Source organism: Pseudomonas cucumis (assembly GCF_030687935.1).
In the GTDB taxonomy this organism is placed as follows: domain Bacteria; phylum Pseudomonadota; class Gammaproteobacteria; order Pseudomonadales; family Pseudomonadaceae; genus Aquipseudomonas; species Aquipseudomonas cucumis.
Genome location: NZ_CP117454.1, coordinates 5,085,137 through 5,110,975, shown reverse-complemented (window position 1 = coordinate 5,110,975; position 25,839 = coordinate 5,085,137). Strand labels below are relative to the sequence as shown.

The window sequence follows — 25,839 nt, the reverse complement described above, 5'->3', positions numbered from 1 at the left end:
TTATGTCGGCGACTCAAAATTACGGCACTGGCCGTCGCAAGACCGCAACCGCACGCGTTTTCCTGCGTCCGGGTACTGGTAACATCTCCATCAACAACCGTTCGCTGGATAATTTCTTCGGCCGTGAAACTGCCCGCATGGTAGTTCGTCAGCCGCTGGAATTGACTGAGACTGTCGAGAAGTTCGACATCTACGTCACCGTGATCGGCGGTGGTGTAAGTGGTCAAGCTGGCGCAATCCGCCACGGTATCACTCGCGCACTGATGCAGTATGACGAAACCCTGCGTGGCGCTCTGCGCAAAGCTGGCTTCGTTACTCGCGATGCTCGTGAAGTTGAACGTAAGAAAGTTGGTCTGCGTAAAGCGCGTAAGCGTCCGCAGTACTCGAAGCGTTAATTCGCTTTCGCGTTCAAAAAGAACGCCCAGTTTCCTCGCGAAGCTGGGCGTTTTTTTATGGGCGCGATTTATCAATGAATTGCGCTGTGACAACTTGCCACATCCGCAGAAGCCCTATACTGCAAGGCTTGGCAGTGGAGCCCCTCGGTAATTACCTTGTCAGAATTGGGGCTTTTCATTACCATTCGGCAAAATTTTTATAAGTTCAGATTTTTACTTAGTAGACGCCTGATTTAACAGGCCACAAAGCTGATGGGAGAGGACTGAATGAGCAATGACGGCGTGAATGCAGGCCGGCGTCGCTTCTTGGTAGCAGCCACATCCGTGGTGGGTGCTGCAGGAGCGGTGGGGGCTGCGGTCCCGTTCGTGGGGTCATGGTTTCCCAGTGCCAAGGCGAAAGCTGCAGGTGCACCGGTGAAAGTGAATGTCAGCAAAATCGAGCCAGGTCAGCAGATGATTGCTGAGTGGCGCGGCCAGCCGGTGTTCATTGTCCGCCGTACCGAGGAAATCCTGGGGAATCTGAAAAAGATCGAGGGCCAGCTGTCTGACCCGACCTCCAAGAACTCGACGCAACCGACCTATGTCGACCCGGAGACGCGTTCGATCAAGCCAGAAGTTCTGTTGCTGATCGGTATCTGCACACACCTGGGTTGCTCACCAACTTTCCGTCCAGAAGTGGCACCTGCAGACCTGGGCAAGGATTGGGTGGGTGGTTATTTCTGCCCTTGCCACGGTTCTCACTACGATTTGGCTGGCCGCGTCTACAAGTCGCAACCCGCGCCTTTGAACCTGCCAGTTCCCCCGCATTCCTATGAGACCGATGACATCATTGTCATTGGCGTCGATACGGAGAAAGCGTGATGAGCAAGTTCATGGATTGGGTTGATGCGCGCTTCCCCGCGACCAAAATGTGGGAAGACCATCTCAGCAAGTACTACGCCCCGAAGAACTTCAACTTCTTCTATTTCTTTGGTTCCCTCGCACTGCTCGTTCTGGTCAACCAGATCGTTACCGGTGTCTGGCTGACGATGAGCTACACCCCGTCGGCGGAAGAAGCGTTTGCTTCCGTCGAATACATCATGCGCGACGTCGAGTACGGCTCGATCCTGCGTCTGCTGCACTCCACTGGCGCTTCGGCGTTCTTCATCGTGGTCTATCTGCACATGTTCCGTGGCCTGCTCTACGGTTCGTACCAGAAGCCGCGTGAGCTGGTGTGGGTGTTCGGCATGCTGATCTACCTGGCGCTGATGGCTGAAGCCTTCATGGGTTATCTGCTGCCGTGGGGCCAGATGTCCTACTGGGGTGCCCAGGTGATCATCTCGCTGTTCGGTGCGATCCCGGTCATCGGTAACGACCTGACCCAGTGGATTCGCGGTGACTACCTGATTTCCGGTATTACCCTGAACCGCTTCTTCGCCTTGCATGTGGTTGCCCTGCCGATCGTGATCCTCGGTCTGGTGGTGGTGCACATTCTGGCGCTGCACGAAGTCGGTTCGAACAATCCGGATGGCGTCGACATCAAGAAGTACAAAGACGAAAACGGCGTACCGCTGGACGGCATTGCCTTCCACCCGTACTACACCGTGAAAGATATCGTCGGCGTGGTGGTGTTCCTGTTCATCTTCTGTTCGATCGTGTTCTTCTTCCCTGAAATGGGCGGCTACTTCCTCGAGAAGCCGAACTTCGAGCAGGCCAACCCGTTCAAGACCCCTGAGCATATCGCTCCGGTCTGGTACTTCACCCCGTACTACGCGATTCTGCGAGCGGTTCCAGACAAGCTCCTGGGCGTTATCGCCATGGGCGCGGCCATCGCTGTGCTGTTCGTCCTGCCATGGCTGGATCGCAGCCCGGTCAAGTCGATGCGCTACAAAGGCTGGCTGAGCAAGATCTGGCTCTGGGTGTTCTGCATCTCGTTCGTGATCCTGGGCGTGTTGGGTGTTCTGGCTCCAACTCCAGGCCGTACGTTGCTGTCGCAGGTATGTACCTTCCTGTACTTCGCCTACTTCATTCTGATGCCGTTCTACACCAGGCTCGAGAAGACCAAACCGGTTCCGGAAAGGGTGACTGGCTGATGAAAAAGCTATTTGCTGTACTGATTCTTGCGGCGCTGCCTGTACTGTCTTTCGCATCGACATCGAGTGGTCCGGAGCTGGAAAAGGTCGATATCGACGTTTCTGACAAAGCTGCCATGCAGGACGGCGCACGTACGTTCGCCAACTATTGCATGGGCTGCCACAGCGCCAAGTTCCAGCGCTACGAGCGTGTTGCCGATGATCTGGGCATTCCTCACGAGCTGATGCTTGAGAAGCTGGTGTTCACCGGCGCCAAGATCGGTGACCACATGAACATCGGCATGCAGCCGGCTGACGCCAAGACCTGGTTCGGTGCGGCGCCGCCCGACCTGACACTGGTGGCTCGTGTTCGTGGCACAGACTGGCTCTACGGCTACCTGCGTTCGTTCTATGAAGACCCGTCGCGTCCTTGGGGCGTGAACAACAAGGTGTTCCCGAACGTCGGCATGCCTAACGTTCTGGTCGGCCTGCAGGGTCGTCAGGTGGTAGGCTGTAAACAAGTTCAAGTCGTCGAAGACGGCAAGAAGCAATACGATCCGCTGACCGGCACCGCTTTGACCCATGAAGCCTGCGATCAACTGACTGTATTGCCGAAAACCGGCACGCTGAACGAAGAGCAGTTCGACGAGAAGGTCAAGAATCTGGTGACCTTCCTGGCCTACTCGGCCAACCCGGTGAAGCTGCAGCATCAGCGCATCGGTACCTATGTGTTGCTGTACCTGGCGTTCTTCTTCGTATTCGCTTACTTGCTCAAGCGTGAATACTGGAAAGATGTCCATTGATAGAGCTGTAAGCCATTGCTGTTAATCGCGCGCGCCCAGGGGCGTCTCTGAAGGTGTAACGAGTCTGGTGATCCAGGCGTTACGGGAGGCGCCCTCTGGGCGCGCGTGTTTTTCCGTTTCCGATAATTTCAACAAGCGAGGAGGACCGCCATGGGCGTGACCAATCGGTTGGCCTGTTACTCCGACCCCGCCGACCACTATTCCCACCGAGTGCGCATCGTACTTGCAGAGAAGGGTGTCAGCGCCGAGATCATTTACGTGGAAGCTGGTCGCCAGCCGCCTAAACTGATTGAGGTGAACCCTTACGGAAGCCTGCCCACCCTGGTCGATCGTGACCTGGCGTTGTGGGAGTCGACCGTGGTGATGGAATATCTGGATGAGCGTTACCCGCACCCGCCATTGCTGCCGGTTTATCCTGTGGCGCGTGCCAATAGCCGTCTGCTGATTCATCGCATTCAGCGTGACTGGTGTGGCCTGGTGGATCTGATTCTGGATTCGCGGACCAAGGAAGCAGCCCGTGTCGTGGCTCGTAAAGAGCTGCGCGAAAGCCTGACAGGCGTGTCGCCGCTGTTTGCCGACAAGCCGTTTTTCCTCAGTGAGGAACAAAGTCTGGTGGATTGCTGCCTATTGCCAATACTCTGGCGATTGCCGATTCTGGGTATTGAACTGCCGCGGCCTGCCAAGCCGTTGCTTGATTATATGGAGCGCTCGTTTGCGCGTGAGGCTTTCCAGGCGAGTCTGTCTGGTGTCGAACGCGATATGCGCTAAGGCTTAAGGAGCCGCTATGAACTCCAGTCGACCTTATCTGGTCCGCGCGCTCTACGAGTGGATTGTGGACAACGATTGCACCCCGCACATGCTGGTTAATTCCGAGTATCCATCGGTGCAGGTGCCTCAGGGTTTTGCCAGTGACGGACAGATTGTCCTGAACGTTTCCCCGGCAGCCGTGCGTCATCTGCACATGGACAACGAGGCAGTCAGTTTCGAGGGGCGCTTCGGTGGCGTGCCGCACACCCTGTACGTGCCTATCGCATCGATCCTGGGCATTTACGCCAGGGAGAACGGTCAGGGCATGGTGTTCGATATGGAATCGCCTCTGGAAGACGAGGAAGAGATCGAACCGGATGATGATGTTCCGCCACCCGACAGTGAGCCGCCGCGTCCCAGCGGTCGACCGAGTTTGAAGGTGGTGAAGTAATGAAAAAGGCGATCCGGATGGATCGCCTTTTTCATGTGGCACTGGAGGGCGGCACATCCAATATCCTTGTGACTGACCCACCGCAATCGCGGGCAAGCCCGCTTCCACAGGGATTATCGTCGCTCACAGATCCAGTCACGACACAAAGCATCTGTAAGCGCGAGGCTTGCCCGCGAAGGCGGCAGGTCAGTCAGCACAAAACCCCACTGACCAACTGCAGCTTGCGGGCCCTGAGACAGGTATACTGCCGCCTTTCGCGGCTCGCCTACCGGGCCCGACTCTTTGAGCATCACCCGGAGCTTTCATGACTTCCCCGACACAACCGCCGGTTGCCGACGCCTTGAGCGACGACCAGGCAGACCTGCCAGACAGCGTCGACTCCAGCGCAGACAGCGAAACCAAAGCAGCGATTCCAGCGTTCAAGTTTCCGTTCAAACCAGGTGAATTGGCCGCGGCGAAGAATGCCAGCCAGCCTTGGTACAAGAATGGCGCCAAGAACGGTCATACCAAGACTCCGGGTGCAGCGCCTCCTGGCACCCGTCGTTCGATGGGTAAGCGCTGAGTCTTTACCTCTGCGGTGTCTGATCTATCGTCATCGCGAGCAGGCTCGCCCACATGTGATCTTCATGGGACACAGATATTGTGTACGACGAAATCCATTGTGGGGGCGAGCCTGCTCGCGATGAGGCCATTACATACAACACATCCTCTGGCTCACGCCGCCCGCAACGAAATAAACGCATAGTTCAGCGGCATTTCAGTCGCCACTTGCGCCCCGGCCGCCAACACTTGCCCGGCAATATCATCGCCTGACACATGAAAGACCCATTCACCGCTCGACCCTGCCAACGGCTGTTGCTCCACCTGATCAATGACCACGGCAAACGCGGTCATGTCCGGCAGATAAGCGGTAAAGCCATCGCCCTTCAGCGCTGTCGTCCGAATCCCCAATAACGCGCAAATCGCCTCCTTGGTCTGAATCTCATCGCGATCCGCCTGACGCGAGCGCTGGATCAATCCCATAAGCTCCTGATCCACCAGTTCACCACCGATAATCAAATCCGGCCCTGTTTCCCAAGACTCGGGCGGGCATTCTTTGATCGCCGGGTTGAGCGGGATGTGCGGATTGATTTCCATCGGGTAGATGCGGCACACCAGCGGTCGGCGTTCGTAGATGCGGCAGAGGTTGTCTTCGTCAAGATTCCGGCAGCGACCGACGTTATAGGCGGCGAAGGTGATCGCCACGTGGGCCTCGCAGGCACCGCTTCGAACTACCACCGAACGGCGTTCGGCGTGTTCGCGTTGCTGCGCGGGCAGGCCTAGGCCATTGGTGAGGAAGGCTTCCACCAGCACGATCACCTGACCGCCATCAGCCGCCCACATCCGGGCTTCGGCCAGTGTCAGGGGCACATGATGGTCGTTGCAGCATTTGCCACAACCTACGCAGGAAAACGTTGTATTCATTGAACGGCCAGTCACCTGTGGGGGCATGAAATGGCGACAAAAAGCCACCGCAAAGGCCTGTGCCGAAGCAAGTTATGCGCCATTCACTGCGCTGTTGCTGTTGGGCGGATGGAATCCCACTCGGTCACGTAGGCGGTTTTGCTTTTCTTGTTGTAGAGGCACAGTTCGGTGCCTTGCTGGCCTTTCATGTGTTTTTGCGGGTACTGGCCTTGCAGCAGGAGCGCGGTATAACCGACCCGGTCATCGAACTGCGCGGCGTTGCCAACGGGTTTGACATTCTTCAGACCGCTGGTTTTGGTGCAACTGGCGAGCACGGCTTTGTCGTAGGTAGCCCAGGCGTCGGGGCTGGAGGCGTGGGCTTGGGTGGCGAGGGTGGTGAGGCAGAGGAAGGTCAAGGTTGTGGCTTTCATGGTTTGGGCATCCTTGGCGTGTAGTGGCCGAGGTCGGAGTATGCCTGATGGTTTGAGGTGAATGCGTCGGCCCCTTCGCGAGCAGGCTCGCTCCCACATGGACGGTGACATCCTGTGTGCGAGCCTGCTCGCGATGCGGTGTGTCAGGTTGGAACCGGTTCCCGGCGGACCACATACATCCCGGCACTTTCATACAAACGCTGGGCTCGAAGGTTGTTTTCCAGCACCTTCAGATCCACAAAGCCTTCGCGACGTTGCTGAAACACGTTGAAAGCATTCAACAGCAGCGCACGGCCAAGTCCGAGGCCTTGAGCGCGCGGGTGCACCACCAGGCTCTTGATGTAAGCGCTGGTCCAGCATTGGGCAACACCGACGATACCTTCGGCATCCAGGGCAATGAAGCACAGGGTCGGATCGTATTCAGGATCGGTTTCGAAACGCTGTTGCCAGACCTCCAGCGCCGGTACGCGACCGCTGCCTTCCCGATAGCCCAGTTCCATCAGGTGATGAACGGCTTCGGCGAGTTCAGGGCGGTACCGGGTCAACTCAATGCCATTTGGCCAAGTGAAAGGTGGCACATCCTCAGCGAGGTTGCGCCGCATCAGAAAACAAAAGTTCTCGGCCAAAACTCAGTGACCTTGTTCGGCGACGGCCTTGGCCGCCGCGATCAGGCATTTGGTCAGTTCCGGCGAGGAAAATTTGGTCAGCACCGCGTTCGCCCCCGCCAGTCGGGCCTTCTCGCTGTTCATCGCGCTGTCCAGCGAGGTATGCAGCAACACATAGAGGTGCGAGAAGTCTGGCGTTTCGCGCAATGTGCGGGTGAGCGCATAGCCGTCCATTTCCGACATTTCGATATCGGAGACGATCAGGTTGATTTGCTGGGCGGTGCCTTGCAGGTCCAGCAGGCAGTCGATGGCTTCCTTGGCGCTGCGAGCGGTGTGGCATTGCAGGCCGAGGTTGCGCAGGGTGTGCACCGATTGTTGCAGGGCGACCTGGCTGTCATCAACCACCAGAATCCGCGCGTTGCCCAGTACTTCGGCGTCTTCCATGCTCAGCTCGGTCGGGGCCGTTTCGATCTGCGCCGGAGCGATGCCGTGGATGACCTTTTCGATGTCCAGCACCTGCACCAGCGTGCCGTCGACCGAGGTCACGCCGGTGATGTACGAACGCACGCCGCCGGAGCCGAAGGGCGGCGGTTTGATGTCCGTGGTCAGGCAGTGGACGATTTTGCTCACCGCCTGAACGTGCAGGCCCTGCTTGGAGCGGCTGACGTCGGTGACGATCAGGCAGCCACCGTTCGGGTCTTCCAGCGGTCGCTCGCCGATGGCGCGGCTCAGGTCGATCACTGACAACGACGCACCGCGCAGGGTGGCGATGCCTTTGACGTGGGGGTGCGACTCCGGCAGCTTGGTCAGCGGCGGGCAGGGGATGATTTCGCTGACTTTCAGCAGGTTGATCGCCATCAGCTTGCCGCTGCGCAAGGTAAACAGCAGAAGCGAAAGTGAATCTGCGCGGGCTTTGTTGGAAGACATAAAAACCTTCTGTGGAAAAAGGTGATGGGCGATTTTGAAGATCGCCAACAGCTATCGATGCCGGGTTATCGACTTGTTGAGGGTAGGCTTTAGGGGTAATCCCCCAGCATAACGACCAACGCGATCTTTGTAGCAGCTGCCGAAGGCTGCGTTCGGCTGCGAAGCAGTCGTAGAACCTGCGCATGAGACATATCCAGGTACAAGGCGGTGACCGGTTTGGCGAGGACTTCGTCCTCGAACGCAGCCTTCGGCAGCTGCTACAGGGGATCGCATTATTTCATGCCAAGCCGCTTGGCCATCCGTCCAAGGTTCGCCCGATCCAGACCCAGCTCCCGCGCCGCGCTGGCCCAGTTGTTCTGGTGCCGTTCCAGGCACGCGCTGATCAGTTGGCGCTGATAATGCTCGGTGGCCTCACGCAAATCCCCTGAAACCAACATCGCCGCCGGTGCAGCATCCACCGGTTCTGGTGCGGTTTCAACGCTGCCATTGGGCAAGTCCAGATCCGCCGCACTCAAACTGAGAATCTTCGGCCGTTGCTTGCAGTTGCCCAACGCCTTCAACGCACTACGGCCAATCAAATGCTCCAACTCCCGCACGTTCCCCGGCCAGTCATACGACAATAATGCCGCTTGCGCATCGCTGGTCAGGCGCAGGCTGTTGAGGCCCATGCGTGAGCGGTTTTGCTCCAGGAAGTAGCCGCTGAGCAGCAGCACATCCCGACCGCGATCCCGCAGTGCGGGCACCAGTAGCGGGTAAACGCTCAGGCGATGATAGAAGTCGGCACGGTAGCGACCGCTGCGCACTTCTTCAGCCAGGTCGCGGTTGGTCGCCGCGATCAATCGCACGTCGACCTGATGTTCCTTGTCTGAGCCCAGGCGCTGCAATTGCCCGCTCTGCAACACCCTCAATAATTTGGCCTGCACCGTTAGCGACAGTTCGCCGACCTCATCGAGAAACAAGGTGCCGCCATTGGCCAATTCGAACTTGCCGCGCCGATCATTCGTCGCGCCGGTGAAGGCACCACGCACGTGGCCGAACAGTTCGCTCTCTACCAGGGTGTCCGGCAGAGCGGCGCAGTTGAGGCTGATGATCGGTTTGTCGGCCCGTGGGGACGCCGCGTGGATAGCCTGGGCCACCAACTCTTTGCCGACCCCGGTTTCGCCGGTGATCAGCACCGTCAGATCGCTGCCGCCCACCAGGTTGATTTCTTCCACCAGGCGTTTGTAAGCCTTGCTCTGGCCGATCATTTCGCGGGTCTGCTGGCCGCTGGCCTGACGGTAAACCTCGGCGCGCTGATGTTCGTCTTCGGCGCGATTGGCCAGCCGTTCGATGCGCTCGGCGGCGTTGACCGTGGCGGCGGCGAGGCTGGCGAAGGCTTGCAGGGCGTCCAGTTCGATCGGTTCGAAACGTTCAGGGTCGAGCGCGTCGAGGGTCAGCAAACCCCACGGGCGCTCGTCGATAAACAACGGGCAGCCCATGCAGTCGTGGACTTCCAGGTGATCGTGCAGACCATCGATCAGGCCATCATAAGGATCGGGCAACTCGCTGTCGGCGGCGAAGCGAGTCGGGCCGGGACTGCTGAGCAACGCTTCGAAGCGCGGATGTTCACTGATCTTGAAACGTCGACCGAGGGTGTCGGTGCTCAACCCATCCACGGCCAGCGGCACCAGCCACTCACCGTCGAGTCGCAGCAGGGCCGCGGCGTCGCAAGGGAGCAGGGCGCGCATGGCTTCGAGCAGGCGTCGGTAGCGCTCGCTTTCGGGCAATTCGCGGGACAGGTCGGAGACCAGGGGGAGGAGGGTCGTGAGCAATAATTTTGCAGTCATAATGACTCCGTGTAGTCGGTGTGACTATAAAGCCTCGTATGTCTATATGACTACTTTGTTATTAACTAGTTGATTTATAACGTTTTAATTGTTGGCATGGAAACTGATAGGTAAAGGGTATTCACATAAAGCTCAGGAGTCGCCCTTTATGCTTAGCGTTCAAGACCGTGCCATCGTCAAGTCCACCGTGCCGTTGCTGGAAAGCGGCGGCGAAGCGTTGATCACTCACTTCTATCGCATGATGCTCTCCGAATACCCGGAAGTCCGCCCGCTGTTCAACCAGGCCCACCAGGCCAGCGGCGATCAGCCTCGCGCCCTGGCCAACGGTGTGTTGATGTATGCGCGGCACATCGACCAGCTTGATCAGTTGGGCGACCTGGTGGCCAAGATCATCAACAAGCACGTGGCCCTGCAAATCCTCCCGGAACATTACCCGATCGTGGGTAGCTGCTTGTTGCGAGCAATTTCCGAAGTGCTGGGCGAAGAGATCGCCACGCCCGAAGTGATGAGTGCCTGGGGCGCGGCCTACGGTCAATTGGCCGAGATCCTGATCGGCGCCGAAGCCAGCATCTACGCCCAGAAAGCACAGGCGCCGGGCGGCTGGCGTGGCGCGCGGGAATTCATCGTGGCGGCCAAGGTCGAGGAGAGCGCGGAAATCACCTCGTTTTACTTCGAACCGGCGGACAAAGGCCCGATTCTCGCGGCAGAGCCTGGCCAGTACATCGGCATGAAACTGATCCTCGATGGCGAAGAAATTCGGCGTAACTATTCGCTGTCGGCGCTGGCCAACAAGGGCCAGTACCGTATCAGCGTCAAGCGCGAAACCGGTGGCCGCGCTTCCAACCATTTGCACGATCAACTGCACGTCGGCTCGAGCATCCTGCTGTTCCCGCCAGCGGGCGATTTCACCCTGACCGCCAGCGACAAACCGCTGGTGCTGATCAGTGGCGGTGTGGGTATCACCCCGACACTGCCGATGCTCGAAGCGGCGCTGGCGACCGAGCGGCCGGTGCACTTTATCCACTGCGCGCGCAACGGTAGTGTGCATGCCTTCCGTGACTTGATTGATGGGCTAGCCGAGCGTCATCCACAGCTCAAGCGTTTTTATTGCTATGCCGAAGACGATGGCGTCAGCCCGGCGGCGGACAAGGTTGGCCTGTTGAGCCAGGAGCAACTCGGCGAGTGGATGCCGGAACAGCGTGACGTGGATGCGTACTTCCTGGGGCCTAAAGGCTTCATGGCGGCGATCAAGCGTCACCTCAAGGCTTTGGGTGTGCCTGAGAAGCAAAGCCGTTACGAATTCTTCGGGCCGGCTGCCGCGCTGGAATAACTGCCCGGGCGGTTTCTGAGGGCCGGGTCGGTGTTTCGCTTGTTCGCGAAGCACCGACCCGGCCTTTTTTGCATTTGGCTAGCACCCGACCAGAGGCCGGGTATGAGGTTGTCTGCCTGATTGACGGAAAATACATAAAAGTCCAGTATGGAATTCTAAGTACAAAAAAGGTGTTTGCCCCGCTTCAGCTTTTTTCTTCTGTCTTGCCAAACCAACAACAACCCGCGAGAGAACGAATATGAAGAAATTCCCCCTCATCACCGGTCTGGCCGTGAGCCTGTTGGCGTGCAGTAGCTTGTTCGCCGCCGAGAAAAACCTGCGCATCGGCATCGAAGCGGCTTATCCGCCGTTCGCGTCCAAAACCCAGGAAGGCAAAATAGTCGGTTTCGACTACGACATCGGCAATGCCCTGTGCGCGCAGATGAAGGTCAAGTGTGAGTGGGTCGAAGGCGAGTTCGACGGTCTGATTCCTTCCCTGAAAGTGAAGAAAATTGACATGGCGCTGTCGTCCATGACCATCAACGAAGACCGTAAAAAATCGGTGGATTTCACTCACAAGTATTACTTCACCTCATCGCGTCTGGTGATGAAGGACGGCGCAGTGGTGGATGACCAGTACGCCAGCCTCAAGGGCAAGAATGTCGGCGTGCAACGCGCAACCACCACCGACCGTTACGCCACCGAGGTTTTCGAGCCCAAGGGCATCAACGTCAAGCGCTACGGCAACAACGAAGAAATCTACATGGATCTGGCGGCCGGTCGTCTCGATGCGATTTTTGCCGACACCATCCCGTTGAGTGACTTCCTGTCGATGCCGCGTGGCGCCGGTTACGCTTTTGTCGGGCCGGAACTCAAGGATCCGAAATACGTGGGCGAGGGCGCCGGGATTGCCGTGCGCAAGGGCAATACGCAGTTGGTGGCGGATCTGAACAAGGCGATCGATGAGATTCGCGCCAATGGCGAGTACCAGAAGATTTCGCAGAAGTATTTCAAGTCGGATATCTACGGCGACTGATTAATCGCTTTCGCGAGCAAGCCCGCTCCCACAGGTTCTGCGGTGTACTCATGTTTTGTGCACGACACGGACCCTGTGGGAGCGGGCTTGCCCGCGATGAGGCCGGAACAATCACTACAAATCTTTAGCCCTTCAATTCCTTCAAATGCTTGTAAACCGTCGCCCGCCCCATGTTCAGCACATTGGCCACATAGTTGGAGGCGCTTTTGCCTTTGAAGGCGCCTTCGGCGTGCAGCGCCAGCACCAGTTCTCGTTTGTGGTCGCGGGTCAGCACGTTCAGGCTCAACTGACGTTCGCGCAGCCAGGCGTGCAGAAAGGTGTTGATCCGTTCCTGCCAGTCATCGCGAAACAGTGAGTCCGGTTGCGGGATCAGCTTGGTCGGCGACAGGAACAAATCCAGCGCCGCTTTCGCGTTCTCGAACAGCGAGATATTCAGGTTGATGCACAGCACCGCCAGCGGACGACCCTTGCTGTCACGCAGTACGCTGCTGAGGCTGCGAATTTTCTGGCCGTCCCAGTTGAGCTTTTCGTACGGCCCGATGTTTCGTTCACTGACCTCTTCACTGAGCATGTCTTCCAGCGATGAGTCGTCGCCGATTTCCCGTTTGGACAGGTTGTTGGCGATGTAATCGACCTTTTGCGTGCGCAGGTCATGCAGCACCACCTCGGCGTGAGGGAAGAACAACGTGGCGATCGCATCGGCAATCGCGCGGAAGTTGTCCATGGACGTAGCGTCCAGGGCCGAGTCTTTTTCAGGTGCGTTCATACAGTGGAACTCCAGGCAGCGTCAGCGCCCCGTTAAAAAAGGGGCACTGGAAGTTTGCCGCAATCGTGTGGACACGTCACCTGAGGGGGCAGGATCAGGATCAGCCCAGGCGGGCGGGGGAGAGCATTCCGGCGTCCAGTCCGAAACGGGTGAGCTGCTCGGGCAAGGCTTCACCGCGTATCAGGGCAGCGCTGGCCTGGCCCATAGCCGGCGACGTCTGGATGCCGTAGCCGCCTTGCGCCGCGACCCAATACAGCCCCGGCACCTGCTGATCGAAGCCTGACAGCAAATCCCCGTCGCGCACGAAACTGCGCAGGCCGGCCCATGTGCGGGTCGGGCGGCGGATGGTCAGAGTGGTGGCTTCTTCGATCTGGTAAATTCCCATGGCGATGTCCAGTTCTTCGGGCTGCACGTCGTGCGGTTCTACCGGGTCGGCGTTGGCCGGTGAGCCAAGGAACATGCCGGCGTCGGGCTTCATATAGAAGGATTCGTCGAGGCTGACCAGCATTGGCCAGTCATGGATATCCAGACCCTCGGGGCCGGCAAAGATAAAGGCTGCCCGGCGCTTGGGTTGCAAACCCAGCGGCTTGGCGCCGGCCAATTCGCCAATCTTGTCAGCCCAGGCGCCGGCGGCGTTGATGATGATTGGAGCGCTGAAGGTCTGAGTGTTGGTTTGAACTTGCCACTGCCCTTCGGCATCACGGCTCAGGCTCAGCACTTCGCTGTCGGTATGAACTTCACCTTTATTGCGCCGGATACCGCGCAGATAGCCCTGGTGCAGAGCGTCGGTGTCGATGTCGCTAGCGGTCGGGTCGTAGATCGCGCCATGGACTTTTTCCCGGCGCAGGATCGGCAGGCGCGCGCAGGCTTCGTCGGCGCTGAGCCGTTGCATTTGCGGCACCGTGGCTTTGGCGCTCAGGTATTGATTGCTCAGCTCGGCCGGATCGCCGGTGAAGTCGACGGTCATCTCGCCGCGCGGGGTCAGCAGCGGGTGTTCGCAGAAACCGGGCGGCGGTGCGTCGAAGAAGTCGCGACTGGCCTGGGTCAATGCCCGAACCTGCGGCGTACCGTAGGCGGCGGTGAACAGCGCCGCCGAGCGTCCGGTGGAGTGATAGGCCGGATGGGATTCGCGTTCGAGCACAATCACCCGCCCATGCTGCGACAGCCAGAAACCGGTGGAAGCGCCGGCAATCCCGCCGCCGATGATGATGAAATCTGCCTGGCTCATGAACGTCTCCTGTGGGGGCGCAAATGTCATGGTTATAGATAAAGTGGGAGCCGGGCTTGCCCGCGATGGCATCACCGCGGTGTGCCTGACAGAGCGCGGCGCCTGCATCGCGGGCAAGCCCGCTCCCACAGGGTTGTGGTGTTAGCGCTGTAATTGGTAAAGGGCATTGGCCAGTGCGATGTCTTCCAGGCCCAGGCCGATGGAGCGGAAGAACACTGAGCGGTCGTAGTCGGGGCGCTGCACTTTTTCGCTGAGCAGATCAGGCAGGTCGCCGACAATCGAACGCTCGTCCCAGCCATGCTGCTCACTGGCGATCAGCATTTCACCGGCCGAGCCCGGGGTGGTTTGACGATAGTCACAGAACACCTGCATGTCATTGAGGCTCTGCGGCGGCACTTCATGAGCGCGTGGGGCGTTGGTGCTGATGGAGGTGATCAGCGCCGGGTTGCTTAAGTTCGACGGGTCGATCACCGGACCGGCGGACGAAGTGCAGAGCATGATCACGTCGGCGTCTTGAATCGTGGCTTCGCAACTGTCGGCGAGGGTCAGCCGCGGGTCGAGGCTTTTGAGTTGGGCCAGCGCTTCGGCGTTCTTGCCATTCAGGCTCGGTGAATAGAGGCTGATGCTTTGCCAGTCTCGCAGGCCCTTGACGTAGTGCAGGTGCGCCTGGGCCACCTTGCCGCTGCCGATGATTGCCAGGCGCTGGGCCTTCAACGGCGCGAGGGTGTCGACCGCCACCGCCGTCGTCGCGGCGGTGCGAGCCGTGGTCAATTCACCAGCATCGCAGAGCAGCAGCGGCTGGCCGGTCTGCATCGACATCAGCAGCGTCCAGGCGGTTACCAGCGGGCCTTGCTCGCGCACGATGTAAGGCGACGTCTTGACGCCATACACCCCGTCTTCGGCCAGCACCCCCAGGTAGTTGATGAAGTCCCCGGCACCCTTCGGGAATTCCACCAGCTGTTGTGCCGGCTGCACGGCTTGTCCGGCGGCCAGGTCGCGGAACAGCTTGCGCAGGATCTGCGGTACGTCGATTTGCGCCAACAGTTCGCGGGCCTGGGGTTGGGTGATCACGTAAGGCGTGCTGGGCATGGTCGGCTCCGGGCGCTGAAAGTAAACTAATTTGTCCATTATGGACTTTTAGTTGTCTCTAGCAAGCTCCTGTTGAAAAAAGCCGGACGAAAAAAAAGCGCAGTCCGTTTCCGGCTGCGCCTCTTTCTGAAAGGCCTGGGTTACGGGCGCTTGCGCTCAACCGCTCGCAGCAGATGCGTCGGTGGCGTTTCACAACTGATCTTGCGACCCAGCAGCGCCTCGATGGACGGTAGCTGGTAGGAGTCGTCTTCACCGGCAAAACTGATGGATACGCCATCCGCGCCGGCACGGCCGGTACGACCGATGCGGTGTACGTAGTCGTCCGGGACTTCCGGCAGGGTGAAGTTGATCACGTGGCTGATGCCATCGATGTGAATGCCGCGACCGGCAACATCGGTGGCCACCAGCACGCGGATCTTGCCTTCGCGGAAACCTTCCAGGGTCTTGATGCGCTTGTGCTGCGGCACATCGCCAGACAGTTGCGCGGCGTTGACGCCATCGCGCACCAGGCGTTCTTCGATGCGCCGCACTTCGTCCTTGCGGTTGGCGAAGACCATCACCCGTTCCCAGCCGTTATCGTTGACCAGGTTGTAGAGCAGTTTGTATTTGTCGGCACCGGCGACGGCGTAGATGTGTTGCTCGACGTTTTCGCTGGCCACGTTCTGCGACTCGATCTCGACGATCGACGGGTCGGTGGTCCATTGCTTGGCGAGGTTCATCACGTCTTCGGTGAAGGTTGCGGAGAACAGCAGCGTCTGACGCTCGTTCTTCGGTGGAGTCTGGCGAATGATCTGACGCACTTGCGGGATGAAACCCATGTCGAGCATCCGGTCGGCTTCGTCCAGCACCATCACTTCGACCATGTCCAGGTGCACATCGCCGCGCTGGTTGAAGTCGAGCAAGCGGCCTGGAGTGGCCACCAGGATGTCGCAATGACGGGCTTCGAGGTGCTTGAGTTGCTTGTCGAAGTCCATGCCACCGACAAATGTCATGACGTTGAGGCCGGTGTACTTGGTCAGGTCGGCTGCATCCTTGGCGATCTGCACCACCAGTTCCCGGGTCGGAGCGATGATCAGTGCTCGCGGTTCACCCATGTAGCGCTCTTTGGGCGGCGGGGTTTGCAGCAGCTGAGTGATGATCGAAATCAGGAAGGCGGCGGTTTTGCCGGTGCCGGTCTGGGCGCGACCGATGGCGTCTTTACCCGCGAGGGTGAAGCCAAGCACCTGCGCCTGGATCGGCGTGCAATACGGGAAGCCCAGGTCCTGAATGGCGTGCATCAGTTCGGGGGCGAGTTTGAAATCGTGGAAGCGGGTTTTGCCTTCCTGGGGTTCGACGACGAAGTCTTCGAGTTTCCAGGGAATAACCGGCGCTTTTGGCTTGGGTTCGCGACGCGGTTTTGCCGGTTTCGGGGCTTCGCTGCGTGGCTGCTCAGAGGCTATGGCCGGGGCTGCGGGGGCGGTCGGTGTGGTCACCGGCTCGTGTTTCGGTGCCGCTACGGTTGCGGTCCGGCCAGGCTGATTACCGTCGGTGCGGTGGCTGGGAGTATGAGAAGGAGCGCTGGAGACTGGCGCGAGCTGCTCAGTCTCGCTTTTACCGAACATTTTCTTGAGTGCTTTGAGCACGGTCATCTCATCAATTGGTTAAGGAATATACGCCGGCCAGTGTAATGCAAGAATCGGGCGCGGCGTAGTGGGATGGATCAATGGGCAGCTTTTAGCGCAAACGCTCGGCGAGCCAGACGCCGATGTCACGAATTTCTTCGGGTAACACTTCGTGGCCCATTGGGTATTCCTGCCATGTCACGGTGACACCACGTTGCTTTAAATACTCGTAGGCGGTGCGGCCCATGGAGTTTTGAACCACGTCATCGTACTGACCATGTAAGGACAACACCGGAATGCGCTGCTGACTGGCGGAAAGCTCCAGTTCATCGCTGAAGGTCGGGGCATAAGTCGAGAGCGCAAGTACGCCGCCCAACGGTCCCTGCCATTTCAGGAAGGCCGTGTGCAACACCACGGCACCTCCTTGGGAAAACCCGGCGAGAAAGATGCGCGAGGCGTCTATTCCGCTGGCCTTCTGCTCTTCGATCAAATCAAAGACCCGTTGCGCGGACGCTTCCAGCTGCTCGCGGTTGATCGCGCGCGCCGGGCTCATGGCCAATATGTCGTACCAGCTTGGCATCTCGTAGCCACCGTTAATGGTGACCGCGCGAGTCGGTGCCTGGGGCAAAACGAAACGGGTGGTGAGCAGATTTTCCTGTAGCGCTTCGGCTACCGGCAAAAAGTCGTAGCGGTCGGCGCCCAGCCCATGCAGCCAGATTACGCAGGCATCTGCGGGCTTGACGGGTTGAAGAATCAGGGGCTCGGTCATGTCTGCTCCATTGTTGTGCATGCGCGCTCATTAAGTGCGAGGTTGAAGTGCGCGATGGGTTGATCAGTTAAGAAGATGTCGCACGGTTGCAAGTTTTGCTATTGACCTTGCGCTGAATCGCTTTAGCGAGCGGTCTGGTACGGGCTTTGCTATGGGGAAACCTGTGCAACCAATCTCATGCCTGGCGGTAACACTATCAGTGTATGGCTGGTCATGGGATAGCAAAGAATCCGGTGATGGATGTTCGCCAAAGGCCGCTACGGGCTTCGCGAACGTGAAAGGGCTACCGCCCGTTCGGCCGATTGGTGAGAAGGGAGTTATCCATGATGTGGATTTTCTCCTACTAGACTCATAGCGACGGTCCTGCGTCGGTTGACCCTAAAAAAAGCCAACACGGGTCAACAACGCCTCATAAGGGTGCGACAGGGCTCAAGCTCCGACACAACAAGAGCAAAACTGGAGGTTTGAATGAAGTTATTGAAATCCACCCTGGCCATCGTGACTGCAGCCGCAGTGCTCGGTGTCAGTGGGTTCGCTCAGGCGGGTGCAACCCTGGATGCAGTGCAGAAGAAAGGTTTCGTACAGTGTGGCGTGAGTGACGGTCTGCCGGGCTTCTCGGTTCCGGACTCCACCGGCAAGATCGTCGGCATCGACGCTGACTTCTGCCGCGCTGTGGCGGCTGCCGTTTTCGGCGATGCGACCAAGGTCAAATTCAGCCAGTTGAACGCCAAGGAGCGCTTCACCGCGCTGCAGTCCGGTGAAATCGACATTTTGTCGCGTAACACCACCATGACCAGTTCCCGTGACGCGGGTATGGGCCTGAAGTTTCCTGGCTTCATTACTTACTACGACGGCATCGGCTTCCTGGTAAACAACAAGCTGGGCGTCAAGAGCGCCAAAGAGCTGGATGGCGCGACCATCTGCATCCAGGCCGGTACCACCACCGAGCTGAACGTTTCCGACTACTTCCGCGGCAATGGTCTGAAATACACCCCGATCACTTTCGACACCTCCGATGAAAGCGCCAAGTCGCTGGAATCCGGTCGTTGCGACGTGCTGACCTCCGACAAATCCCAGTTGTTCGCCCAGCGCAGCAAGCTGGCCTCGCCGAAGGACTACGTGGTTCTGCCAGAAACCATCTCCAAAGAGCCGCTGGGCCCGGTCGTGCGTAATGGCGACGACGAGTGGCTGGCCATCGTGCGCTGGACTGGTTACGCCATGCTCAACGCTGAAGAAGCAGGCATCACTTCGGCGAACGTCGAAGCCGAAGCCAAAGCCACCAAGAACCCGGACGTCGCTCGTCTGCTGGGCTCTGACGGCGAGTACGGCAAAGACCTGAAAGTGAAGAAAGACTGGGTCGTGCAGATCGTCAAGCAAGTCGGTAACTACGGCGAAGTGTTCGAGAAGAACCTCGGCAAGAAAACTCCGCTGGAAATCGACCGCGGGCTGAACGCCCTGTGGAACGCTGGCGGCATTCAATACGCACCACCAGTGCGCTGATGGTTCTATCGCCCGGCGGGCCAACCGCCGGGTGATGTTCTGTTCCATTATTTCCGGGGCACTTCATGCAAAATTCAATCGGCGCACCAAAGCAGAGGCTCAGCCTCAGCGATCCACGAGTGCGTGCGTGGGTATTCCAGATCATCACCATTGTGGCGGTGGTCTCGCTGGGCTGGTTTTTGTTCGATAACACGCAAACCAACCTCCAGCACCGGGGCATCACCTCGGGTTTCGACTTCCTTGAGCGCAGTGCCGGTTTCGGCATCGCTCAGCACTTGATCGACTACACCGAATCGGACAGCTATGCCCGGGTGTTTGTCATCGGCCTGCTCAACACCCTGCTGGTCACCTTTATCGGGGTGATCCTGGCGACGATCCTTGGTTTCATCGTTGGTGTGGCACGGCTGTCGAAGAACTGGATCATTGCCAAGCTGGCAACGGTTTATGTCGAAGTCTTCCGTAACATTCCGCCGCTGCTGCAAATCCTGTTCTGGTACTTCGCGGTGTTCCTGACCATGCCAGGGCCACGCAACAGCCATAACTTCGGCGACACCTTCTTCGTCAGCAGCCGCGGGCTTAACATGCCGGCAGCGTTGACTGCAGATGGTTTCTGGCCGTTTGTGGCGAGCATCGTCGTGGCCATCGTTGCGATCGTGCTGATGTGCCGCTGGGCCAACAAGCGTTTCGAAGCGACCGGCGTACCGTTCCACAAATTCTGGGTCGGCCTGGCGCTGTTCCTGGTAATCCCTGCGCTGTGCGCCTTGATCTTCGGCGCGCCGCTGCACTGGGAAATGCCGACGCTGCAAGGCTTCAACTTCGTCGGTGGCTGGGTATTGATCCCGGAACTGTTGGCGTTGACCCTGGCGCTGACCGTGTACACCGCGGCATTCATCGCCGAAATCGTGCGTTCGGGTATCAAGTCGGTCAGCCATGGCCAGACCGAAGCGGCGCACTCGTTGGGGTTGCGCAACGGTCCGACCCTGCGCAAGGTGATCATCCCGCAAGCCCTGCGTGTGATCATTCCACCGCTGACCAGCCAATACCTGAACCTGGCGAAAAACTCCTCGCTGGCGGCCGGTATCGGTTATCCGGAGATGGTGTCGTTGTTTGCAGGTACGGTGCTGAACCAGACCGGGCAGGCGATCGAAGTCATTGCCATCACCATGAGCGTGTACCTGGCGATCAGTATCAGCATTTCCCTGCTGATGAACTGGTACAACAAGCGCATTGCGCTGATCGAGCGGTAAGGAAAAGCGCATGACGACTCATACTTTCAAACCCGACATGCCACCACCGAGCAGTAGCATCGGTATCGTGGCGTGGATGCGGGCGCACATGTTCTCCAGCTGGATCAACACCCTGCTGACGCTGTTCGCGTTCTATCTGATTTACCTGATAGTCCCCCCTATCGTGAGCTGGGCGATTCTCGATGCCAACTGGGTCGGTACCACCCGCGCCGATTGCACCAAGGAGGGCGCCTGCTGGGTGTTCATCCAGCAGCGCTTCGGCCAGTTCATGTACGGTTACTACCCGACTGGCCTGCGCTGGCGCGTGGACCTGACCGTATGGTTGGCGGTGATTGGTGTGGCGCCGTTGTTCATCTCGCGCTTCCCGCGCAAGGCGGTCTACGGGCTGAGCTTTCTGGTGCTTTATCCGATCATTTCCTACACCTTGTTGCACGGTGGCTGGTTTGGTCTGACCGAAGTGCCGACCAGCCAGTGGGGCGGCCTGATGCTGACCCTGGTGATCGCTACCGTCGGTATCGTCGGTGCATTGCCGCTGGGTATCGTTCTGGCCCTGGGCCGGCGTTCGAACATGCCGGCGATCCGGGTGGTCTGCGTGACCTTCATCGAATTCTGGCGCGGCGTGCCGTTGATCACGGTGCTGTTCATGTCTTCGGTGATGTTGCCGTTGTTCCTGCCCGAAGGCATGAACTTCGACAAACTGCTGCGGGCGCTGATCGGCGTGATCCTGTTCCAGTCGGCCTACATCGCTGAAGTGGTGCGTGGCGGTCTGCAAGCGATCCCCAAAGGTCAGTACGAAGCGGCTGCAGCGATGGGCCTCGGTTACTGGCGCAGCATGGGCCTGGTGATTCTGCCGCAAGCCCTGAAGCTGGTGATCCCTGGCATCGTCAACACCTTCATTGCGCTGTTCAAGGACACGAGCCTGGTGATCATCATCGGCCTGTTCGACTTGCTCAACAGCGTCAAGCAAGCCGCCGCCGACCCGAAATGGCTGGGCATGGCCACTGAAGGCTATGTGTTCGCGGCCCTGGTGTTCTGGATTTTCTGTTTTGGTATGTCCCGCTACTCCATGCATTTGGAACGTAAGCTGGACACTGGCCACAAGCGTTAGGAGCGTAGTTTATGAGTGAAGCGATCAAACAGCCTGTGAGCCCTGAAGGCATTATTCAGATGCAGGGCGTAAACAAGTGGTACGGCCAGTTCCACGTGTTGAAAGACATCAACCTGAACGTCAAGCAAGGCGAGCGTATCGTTTTGTGCGGCCCATCGGGTTCCGGCAAATCCACCACCATCCGTTGCCTCAATCGCCTGGAAGAACACCAGCAGGGCCGCATCGTGGTCGATGGCGTGGAACTGACCAACGACCTCAAGCAGATCGAAGCGATCCGCCGTGAAGTCGGCATGGTGTTCCAGCACTTCAACCTGTTCCCGCACCTGACCATCCTGCAGAACTGCACCCTGGCGCCGATGTGGGTACGCAAGATGCCCAAGCGCAAGGCTGAAGAAATCGCCATGCATTACCTGGAGCGCGTACGCATTCCGGAGCAGGCGCATAAATACCCGGGGCAACTGTCCGGCGGTCAGCAACAGCGTGTGGCGATTGCCCGTGCCCTGTGCATGAAACCGAAAATCATGCTGTTCGACGAACCGACTTCGGCACTCGACCCAGAGATGGTGAAAGAGGTTCTGGATACCATGATCGGCCTGGCCGAAGACGGCATGACCATGCTCTGCGTGACCCACGAAATGGGTTTCGCCCGTACCGTGGCCAACCGCGTGATCTTCATGGACAAGGGGGAAATCGTCGAACAGGCTGCGCCGAACGACTTCTTCGATAACCCACAGAATGAGCGTACGAAGTTGTTCCTGAGCCAGATCCTGCATTGATCGACGCCAGGCAGTGAAATAAACCCGGACTATGTTCCGGGTTTATTTTTGTCTGGGTTATTGCGTCTGGACGGTTTCTTGTTCCGGAAAACGTGTCGCCAACAGCTGCTTTAAATCGGTGCCCTCGCTGAGCGCGTGCACCTCGGCCATCAGATGCGGGTGACGATCCAGCAAACGCATCAGCGTAAACAGCGGCTGAGGCGGGGCGAGTTCACCGCGCTCGTAACGGGAGAAAGCGTTGTGCCCACCGCCTGACAGTAACTTCACCGCGTCTTTCTGCGTGAGGTGTAATTTGCGGCGGATACGTTTTATCTCGGCCCCCATCACTTCAAAGCAGTCCTGAAGCAGTTGATCGCCCGCATCGACGTATCGCTCTGCACTATCGGTGGCATCGTCGAAAATGATTTCACCACAGAACGTGCACTCCCATCCTGAGAGAGCGTGCACCATTCGTGACAGCTGCTTGTAGTTCACACTGAGGCTGCGTCCGTCGAAATGTTGCATTCCGTTTTGAGTGCCGCAGCTCATGCATTGCCGTGCTTTCATGAATTTTTCTCCTTGAAGGATACCAGCGGAGCACCGCCGCCGGGGCAGTAGGTCACTTTGATGTAAATCACTTCAACTCTGAGATGAAAATTACCCTTAAAGGGTAATTTTAACAATCGAAAATCCCGCTCCTTTTCTTGCCTATTGACCTTAGCCCGTTGTCCTCTCGGACAAAGCTGACTAACATGTCAGAAAATTCATCCTATGATTGGATGAAAGGGCGAATCCTATGTCAGACATTTCTCCATTAATTAAACGATCCCTGGTCGATCAGGCCCTGGACCAGTTACGCCTGCGCATTAATCAAGGCGTCTGGACGGTCGGCCAACGCTTGCCCACCGAGCCGGAACTGGCGACTGAACTGGGCATCAGCCGCAACACCGTGCGCGAAGCCATGCGCGTGTTGGCGTTTTCCGGGCTGATCGAGATTCGCCAGGGCGACGGCAGCTATCTGCGGGCGGTGGTTGATCCACTGGACACCATGAAGGCGCTGTCCCGTTGCAGTCAGGAACAGGCTCGGGAAACCCGGCACATTCTGGAAGTCGAAGCCATTGGCTTGGCCGCATTGCGCCGCACCGATGAAGACCTGGTGGCATTGCGCGAGGCGCTAGGCGTCAGCGGCAGTCACTACCACGGCGATCTCGACACCTACATCGCCTGCGATCTGGTGTTCCATCGCCGTCTGGTGGATGCGGCGCACAACCCGACACTCAGCGAGCTGTATAGCTACTTCTCCAGCATCGTCGGCGCGCACTTGCGCCAGACCCTGAACATCTCACCCCGACGCCAAGCGGTGTTCGACCTTCATGTCGAACTGCTCGAGGCCGTCGAGCAACGCGACCCGGAACGGGCCAAAGCCTTGTCGAGGCAGTTGATCAATGAACCTTGAAACCGAGAACCCCATGTCCAGCCAGCAGGCCAGCAACAGCAGCATCACTGAGCTCAAGCGTACGGCGGAGCTCGAAGAGCTGTTGATCGACGCCGAGGCCGATGACGAACAGGTTCAGCAAACTCACCCGGTCCTGCGGCGACCGTGGCTGTTGTTGCTCGGCCTGATTCTGGTGGCGCTAAACCTGCGTCCGGCGTTGTCGAGCATGGCGCCGATGCTCAGCGAGATTTCGAAGACGCTGGGGCTATCGGCTGCCCAGGCCGGTTTGCTGACGACCTTGCCAGTACTCTGCCTCGGTCTGTTCGCACCGTTGGCGCCGGTGCTGGCGCGACGTTTTGGTGCCGAGCGGGTGGTGTTGGGGATTCTTCTGATGCTGGCCGGCGGGATCATTTTGCGCAGTTCATTCGGTGAGGTCGGCCTGTTCGCTGGCAGCGTGCTGGCCGGCGCCAGCATTGGGGTGATCGGCGTGCTGCTCCCCGGCATTGTCAAACGCGACTTCCCGAAACAGGCCGGCACCATGACCGGCGTCTACACCATGGCCCTGTGCCTGGGCGCGGCCATGGCGGCTGGGGCGACCGTGCCGTTGAGTGAACATTTCGACAAGAGCTGGGCCATGGGCCTCGGTTTCTGGGTAGTTCCAGCACTGGTCGCGGCGATGTTCTGGCTGCCGCAAGTCGGTCAGAAACACGGCGCGCATCATGTTGCCTATCGGGTCCGAGGCTTGCTGCGTGATCCGCTGGCCTGGCAAGTGACCTTGTACATGGGCCTGCAATCGTCTTTGGCCTACATCGTGTTTGGCTGGCTACCGTCGATTCTGATCGGCCGCGGTCTGACGCCGACCCAGGCCGGTCTGGTGTTGTCGGGTTCGGTGATTGTCCAGTTGATCAGCTCCCTGGCGGCACCCTGGCTGGCAACGCGCGGCAAGGATCAGCGGCTGGCGATCGTGATCGTCATGGTAATGACGCTCGGTGGTTTGTTCGGTTGCCTTTATGCACCGATCGATGGCTTGTGGGGCTGGGCGATCCTGCTGGGGTTGGGGCAGGGCGCCACGTTCAGCCTGGCGTTGACCCTGATCGTGCTGCGCTCGCGGGATGCTCATGTCGCGGCCAACCTGTCGAGCATGGCCCAGGGCTTCGGTTACACCCTGGCCTCCATGGGGCCGTTCGCGGTCGGCGTGGTGCATGACTGGACCGGCGGCTGGAGCGCCCTGGGCTGGATCTTCGGCGTCATTGGCCTCGGCGCGATCATCGCCGGCCTCGGTGCCGGGCGTTCGTTGTATGTTCAGGTTCAAAGCGAGAGAGTCTGAGGTTCTGCGCACTGTCGGTATTCGGGCCACGAATGCCGATAGTGTTCTGCGCAATTGTTGACTATCGTGCAGGCAATCTTTCGAAGCCACTTTGCAATTCAGAGAGCTTGCCCATGAGTGATGCCCACAACGCCTTGATCACCCGGTTCTACCAAGCCTTCCAGCGGTTGGATGCCGAGGCCATGAGCGCCTGCTACACCGACGATGTGGTGTTCAGTGATCCGGCGTTCGGCGAACTGCGTGGCCGCGATGCCGGCGACATGTGGCGCATGCTCACCACCCGGGCCAAGGACTTCTCCCTGACCTTCGATAACGTGCGCAGCGATGAACGCGCCGGCGGTGCCCATTGGGTGGCGACCTACCTGTTCAGCCAGACTGGCAATACCGTGGTCAACGACATTCAGGCGCGTTTCGTGTTTCGCGATGGCAAAATCTGCGAGCACCACGACAGTTTTGATCTGTGGCGCTGGTCGCGTCAGGCGCTGGGTTTCAAAGGGCTGTTGTTGGGCTGGACGCCGGTGGTGAGAAACGCCGTTCGTGCTCAAGCGTTGAAGGGGTTGAAGGCATTCCAGGCCAGTCGCTGATAAGATCGCGGCTTGTTTCCTACAAGCCTTGATCGTCACGTGAACACCTCGAGCGAATCTTCCGTCATTGCCGAACCGACGCTGCCCGTCAGCAAACCCTGGTTCGTCTACCTCGTTCGCGCGGCCAATGGTTCGCTCTACTGCGGGATCAGCGACGATCCCGTCCGCCGTTTCGCCACCCACCAAAGTGGCAAAGGCGCGCGCTTCTTCCTGTCGAGCCCGGCCGTGGCGCTGGTCTACACCGAAGTCTGCCGCGACAAAAGCGAAGCACTGCGCCAGGAACGCCTGATCAAAAAACTCAAGAAAAGTGCCAAGGAATGTCTGGTGGCGAGCGCAGCTGCGGGCTTATCAATCTGACTGATAAGCGCCCATCAGGCCGATGGGTAGGCCGCGTGCGGATTGCGCG

General features: G+C 58.8%; 28 protein-coding genes. 17 read left to right on the top strand and 11 right to left on the bottom strand.

Annotated features, from left to right (window positions below; translation table 11 throughout):
- The first annotated feature begins 2 nt into the window (after window positions 1-2).
- The 7 genes from rpsI to PSH97_RS23120 all read left to right on the top strand — a co-directional run bounded on the left by rpsI (window position 3) and on the right by PSH97_RS23120 (window position 5,009).
- Window positions 3-395, top strand: a complete 393-nt coding sequence (rpsI, locus tag PSH97_RS23150; RefSeq protein ID WP_002555064.1) for a 30S ribosomal protein S9 — start codon at window positions 3-5, stop codon at window positions 393-395.
- Between the two features lie 267 nt (window positions 396-662).
- Window positions 663-1,256: a ubiquinol-cytochrome c reductase iron-sulfur subunit gene (gene petA / locus PSH97_RS23145; protein ID WP_007905300.1), complete on the top strand. Its 594-nt coding sequence runs from the start codon at window positions 663-665 to the stop codon at window positions 1,254-1,256.
- Window positions 1,256-2,467 (top strand): cytochrome b, encoded by a 1,212-nt coding sequence (locus PSH97_RS23140; protein WP_305425264.1) that lies wholly within the window; start codon window positions 1,256-1,258, stop codon window positions 2,465-2,467. Before petA ends, PSH97_RS23140 begins: the two co-directional genes overlap by 1 nt.
- A complete protein-coding gene (locus tag PSH97_RS23135) occupies window positions 2,467-3,249 on the top strand; it encodes a cytochrome c1 (protein WP_305446841.1) in 783 nt (260 codons plus the stop codon). Before PSH97_RS23140 ends, PSH97_RS23135 begins: the two co-directional genes overlap by 1 nt.
- A 150-nt stretch (window positions 3,250-3,399) precedes the next feature.
- On the top strand, window positions 3,400-4,017 hold the full coding sequence (locus tag PSH97_RS23130) for a glutathione S-transferase N-terminal domain-containing protein (RefSeq protein WP_007905304.1): 618 nt from the start codon (window positions 3,400-3,402) through the stop codon (window positions 4,015-4,017).
- Between the two features lie 16 nt (window positions 4,018-4,033).
- Window positions 4,034-4,447, top strand: coding sequence for a ClpXP protease specificity-enhancing factor (locus PSH97_RS23125; RefSeq protein WP_008004998.1), 414 nt, complete (start codon window positions 4,034-4,036; stop codon window positions 4,445-4,447).
- Window positions 4,448-4,751: 304 nt separating this feature from the next.
- Window positions 4,752-5,009 (top strand): hypothetical protein, encoded by a 258-nt coding sequence (locus PSH97_RS23120; RefSeq protein WP_007905458.1) that lies wholly within the window; start codon window positions 4,752-4,754, stop codon window positions 5,007-5,009.
- A 152-nt stretch (window positions 5,010-5,161) separates the two neighbouring features.
- On the opposite strand, the gene PSH97_RS23115 is transcribed toward PSH97_RS23120, so the two are convergent.
- From PSH97_RS23115 to norR, 5 genes are all read right to left on the bottom strand, one after another.
- Complete coding sequence (locus PSH97_RS23115) at window positions 5,162-5,911, bottom strand: YkgJ family cysteine cluster protein (RefSeq protein WP_305446840.1); 750 nt, start codon at window positions 5,909-5,911, stop codon at window positions 5,162-5,164.
- 83 nt (window positions 5,912-5,994) lie between these two features.
- Window positions 5,995-6,321: a hypothetical protein gene (locus PSH97_RS23110; RefSeq protein WP_305446839.1), complete on the bottom strand. Its 327-nt coding sequence runs from the start codon at window positions 6,319-6,321 to the stop codon at window positions 5,995-5,997.
- 143 nt (window positions 6,322-6,464) lie between these two features.
- Complete coding sequence (locus PSH97_RS23105; protein WP_305446838.1) at window positions 6,465-6,923, bottom strand: GNAT family N-acetyltransferase; 459 nt, start codon at window positions 6,921-6,923, stop codon at window positions 6,465-6,467.
- Window positions 6,924-6,950: 27 nt separating this feature from the next.
- On the bottom strand, window positions 6,951-7,853 hold the full coding sequence (locus PSH97_RS23100) for a chemotaxis protein CheV (RefSeq protein WP_305446837.1): 903 nt from the start codon (window positions 7,851-7,853) through the stop codon (window positions 6,951-6,953).
- Window positions 7,854-8,125: 272 nt separating this feature from the next.
- Window positions 8,126-9,679, bottom strand: coding sequence for a nitric oxide reductase transcriptional regulator NorR (gene norR / locus PSH97_RS23095; protein WP_305446836.1), 1,554 nt, complete (start codon window positions 9,677-9,679; stop codon window positions 8,126-8,128).
- A 148-nt stretch (window positions 9,680-9,827) separates the two neighbouring features.
- Between norR and hmpA the strand changes: the two genes are divergently transcribed.
- A complete protein-coding gene (gene hmpA, locus PSH97_RS23090) occupies window positions 9,828-11,009 on the top strand; it encodes an NO-inducible flavohemoprotein (protein WP_305446835.1) in 1,182 nt (393 codons plus the stop codon).
- A gap of 238 nt (window positions 11,010-11,247) precedes the next feature.
- Window positions 11,248-12,024: an ABC transporter substrate-binding protein gene (locus PSH97_RS23085; protein ID WP_305446834.1), complete on the top strand. Its 777-nt coding sequence runs from the start codon at window positions 11,248-11,250 to the stop codon at window positions 12,022-12,024.
- 124 nt (window positions 12,025-12,148) lie between these two features.
- Here PSH97_RS23085 and PSH97_RS23080 read toward each other — a convergent pair whose 3' ends face one another.
- The 5 genes from PSH97_RS23080 to PSH97_RS23060 all read right to left on the bottom strand — a co-directional run bounded on the left by PSH97_RS23080 (window position 12,149) and on the right by PSH97_RS23060 (window position 17,477).
- Window positions 12,149-12,790 (bottom strand): helix-turn-helix transcriptional regulator, encoded by a 642-nt coding sequence (locus PSH97_RS23080; protein WP_305446833.1) that lies wholly within the window; start codon window positions 12,788-12,790, stop codon window positions 12,149-12,151.
- A gap of 100 nt (window positions 12,791-12,890) precedes the next feature.
- Window positions 12,891-14,018, bottom strand: a complete 1,128-nt coding sequence (locus tag PSH97_RS23075) for an NAD(P)/FAD-dependent oxidoreductase (RefSeq protein WP_305446832.1) — start codon at window positions 14,016-14,018, stop codon at window positions 12,891-12,893.
- Between the two features lie 141 nt (window positions 14,019-14,159).
- Window positions 14,160-15,107: an ornithine cyclodeaminase family protein gene (locus PSH97_RS23070; protein WP_305446831.1), complete on the bottom strand. Its 948-nt coding sequence runs from the start codon at window positions 15,105-15,107 to the stop codon at window positions 14,160-14,162.
- Window positions 15,108-15,247: 140 nt separating this feature from the next.
- Window positions 15,248-16,735 carry an ATP-dependent RNA helicase RhlB gene (gene rhlB, locus PSH97_RS23065; RefSeq protein ID WP_123358167.1) on the bottom strand — a complete coding sequence of 496 codons (1,488 nt, stop codon included), beginning with the start codon at window positions 16,733-16,735 and terminating at the stop codon, window positions 15,248-15,250.
- Window positions 16,736-16,820: 85 nt separating this feature from the next.
- The gene (locus PSH97_RS23060; protein ID WP_305446830.1) at window positions 16,821-17,477 is read right to left on the bottom strand and encodes an alpha/beta hydrolase; all 657 of its coding nucleotides are present in this window, start codon (window positions 17,475-17,477) and stop codon (window positions 16,821-16,823) included.
- A 468-nt stretch (window positions 17,478-17,945) separates the two neighbouring features.
- Between PSH97_RS23060 and PSH97_RS23055 the strand changes: the two genes are divergently transcribed.
- The 4 genes from PSH97_RS23055 (at window position 17,946) to PSH97_RS23040 (ending at window position 22,108) form a co-directional block, all read left to right on the top strand.
- Complete coding sequence (locus PSH97_RS23055) at window positions 17,946-18,977, top strand: amino acid ABC transporter substrate-binding protein (protein WP_305425293.1); 1,032 nt, start codon at window positions 17,946-17,948, stop codon at window positions 18,975-18,977.
- A 65-nt stretch (window positions 18,978-19,042) separates the two neighbouring features.
- Window positions 19,043-20,224, top strand: a complete 1,182-nt coding sequence (locus PSH97_RS23050; protein ID WP_305446829.1) for an amino acid ABC transporter permease — start codon at window positions 19,043-19,045, stop codon at window positions 20,222-20,224.
- Between the two features lie 10 nt (window positions 20,225-20,234).
- Entirely contained in the window at window positions 20,235-21,332 is a 1,098-nt protein-coding gene (locus PSH97_RS23045) for an amino acid ABC transporter permease (RefSeq protein WP_305446828.1), read from the top strand.
- Window positions 21,333-21,343: 11 nt separating this feature from the next.
- Window positions 21,344-22,108: an amino acid ABC transporter ATP-binding protein gene (locus PSH97_RS23040; RefSeq protein WP_008053474.1), complete on the top strand. Its 765-nt coding sequence runs from the start codon at window positions 21,344-21,346 to the stop codon at window positions 22,106-22,108.
- 57 nt (window positions 22,109-22,165) lie between these two features.
- On the opposite strand, the gene PSH97_RS23035 is transcribed toward PSH97_RS23040, so the two are convergent.
- Window positions 22,166-22,654, bottom strand: a complete 489-nt coding sequence (locus PSH97_RS23035; protein ID WP_305446827.1) for a type II toxin-antitoxin system MqsA family antitoxin — start codon at window positions 22,652-22,654, stop codon at window positions 22,166-22,168.
- Between the two features lie 229 nt (window positions 22,655-22,883).
- Here PSH97_RS23035 and PSH97_RS23030 point away from each other — a divergent pair, with 229 nt between their 5' ends.
- The 4 genes from PSH97_RS23030 to PSH97_RS23015 all read left to right on the top strand — a co-directional run bounded on the left by PSH97_RS23030 (window position 22,884) and on the right by PSH97_RS23015 (window position 25,790).
- Window positions 22,884-23,543, top strand: a complete 660-nt coding sequence (locus tag PSH97_RS23030) for a FadR/GntR family transcriptional regulator (protein ID WP_305446826.1) — start codon at window positions 22,884-22,886, stop codon at window positions 23,541-23,543.
- The gene (locus tag PSH97_RS23025; RefSeq protein WP_305446825.1) at window positions 23,533-24,849 is read left to right on the top strand and encodes a CynX/NimT family MFS transporter; all 1,317 of its coding nucleotides are present in this window, start codon (window positions 23,533-23,535) and stop codon (window positions 24,847-24,849) included. The genes PSH97_RS23030 and PSH97_RS23025 overlap by 11 nt, the downstream gene beginning before the upstream one ends.
- 113 nt (window positions 24,850-24,962) lie before the next feature.
- A complete protein-coding gene (locus tag PSH97_RS23020; protein WP_305446824.1) occupies window positions 24,963-25,433 on the top strand; it encodes a nuclear transport factor 2 family protein in 471 nt (156 codons plus the stop codon).
- A gap of 39 nt (window positions 25,434-25,472) precedes the next feature.
- Window positions 25,473-25,790, top strand: a complete 318-nt coding sequence (locus tag PSH97_RS23015) for a GIY-YIG nuclease family protein (RefSeq protein WP_305446823.1) — start codon at window positions 25,473-25,475, stop codon at window positions 25,788-25,790.
- Window positions 25,791-25,839 lie beyond the last annotated feature (49 nt).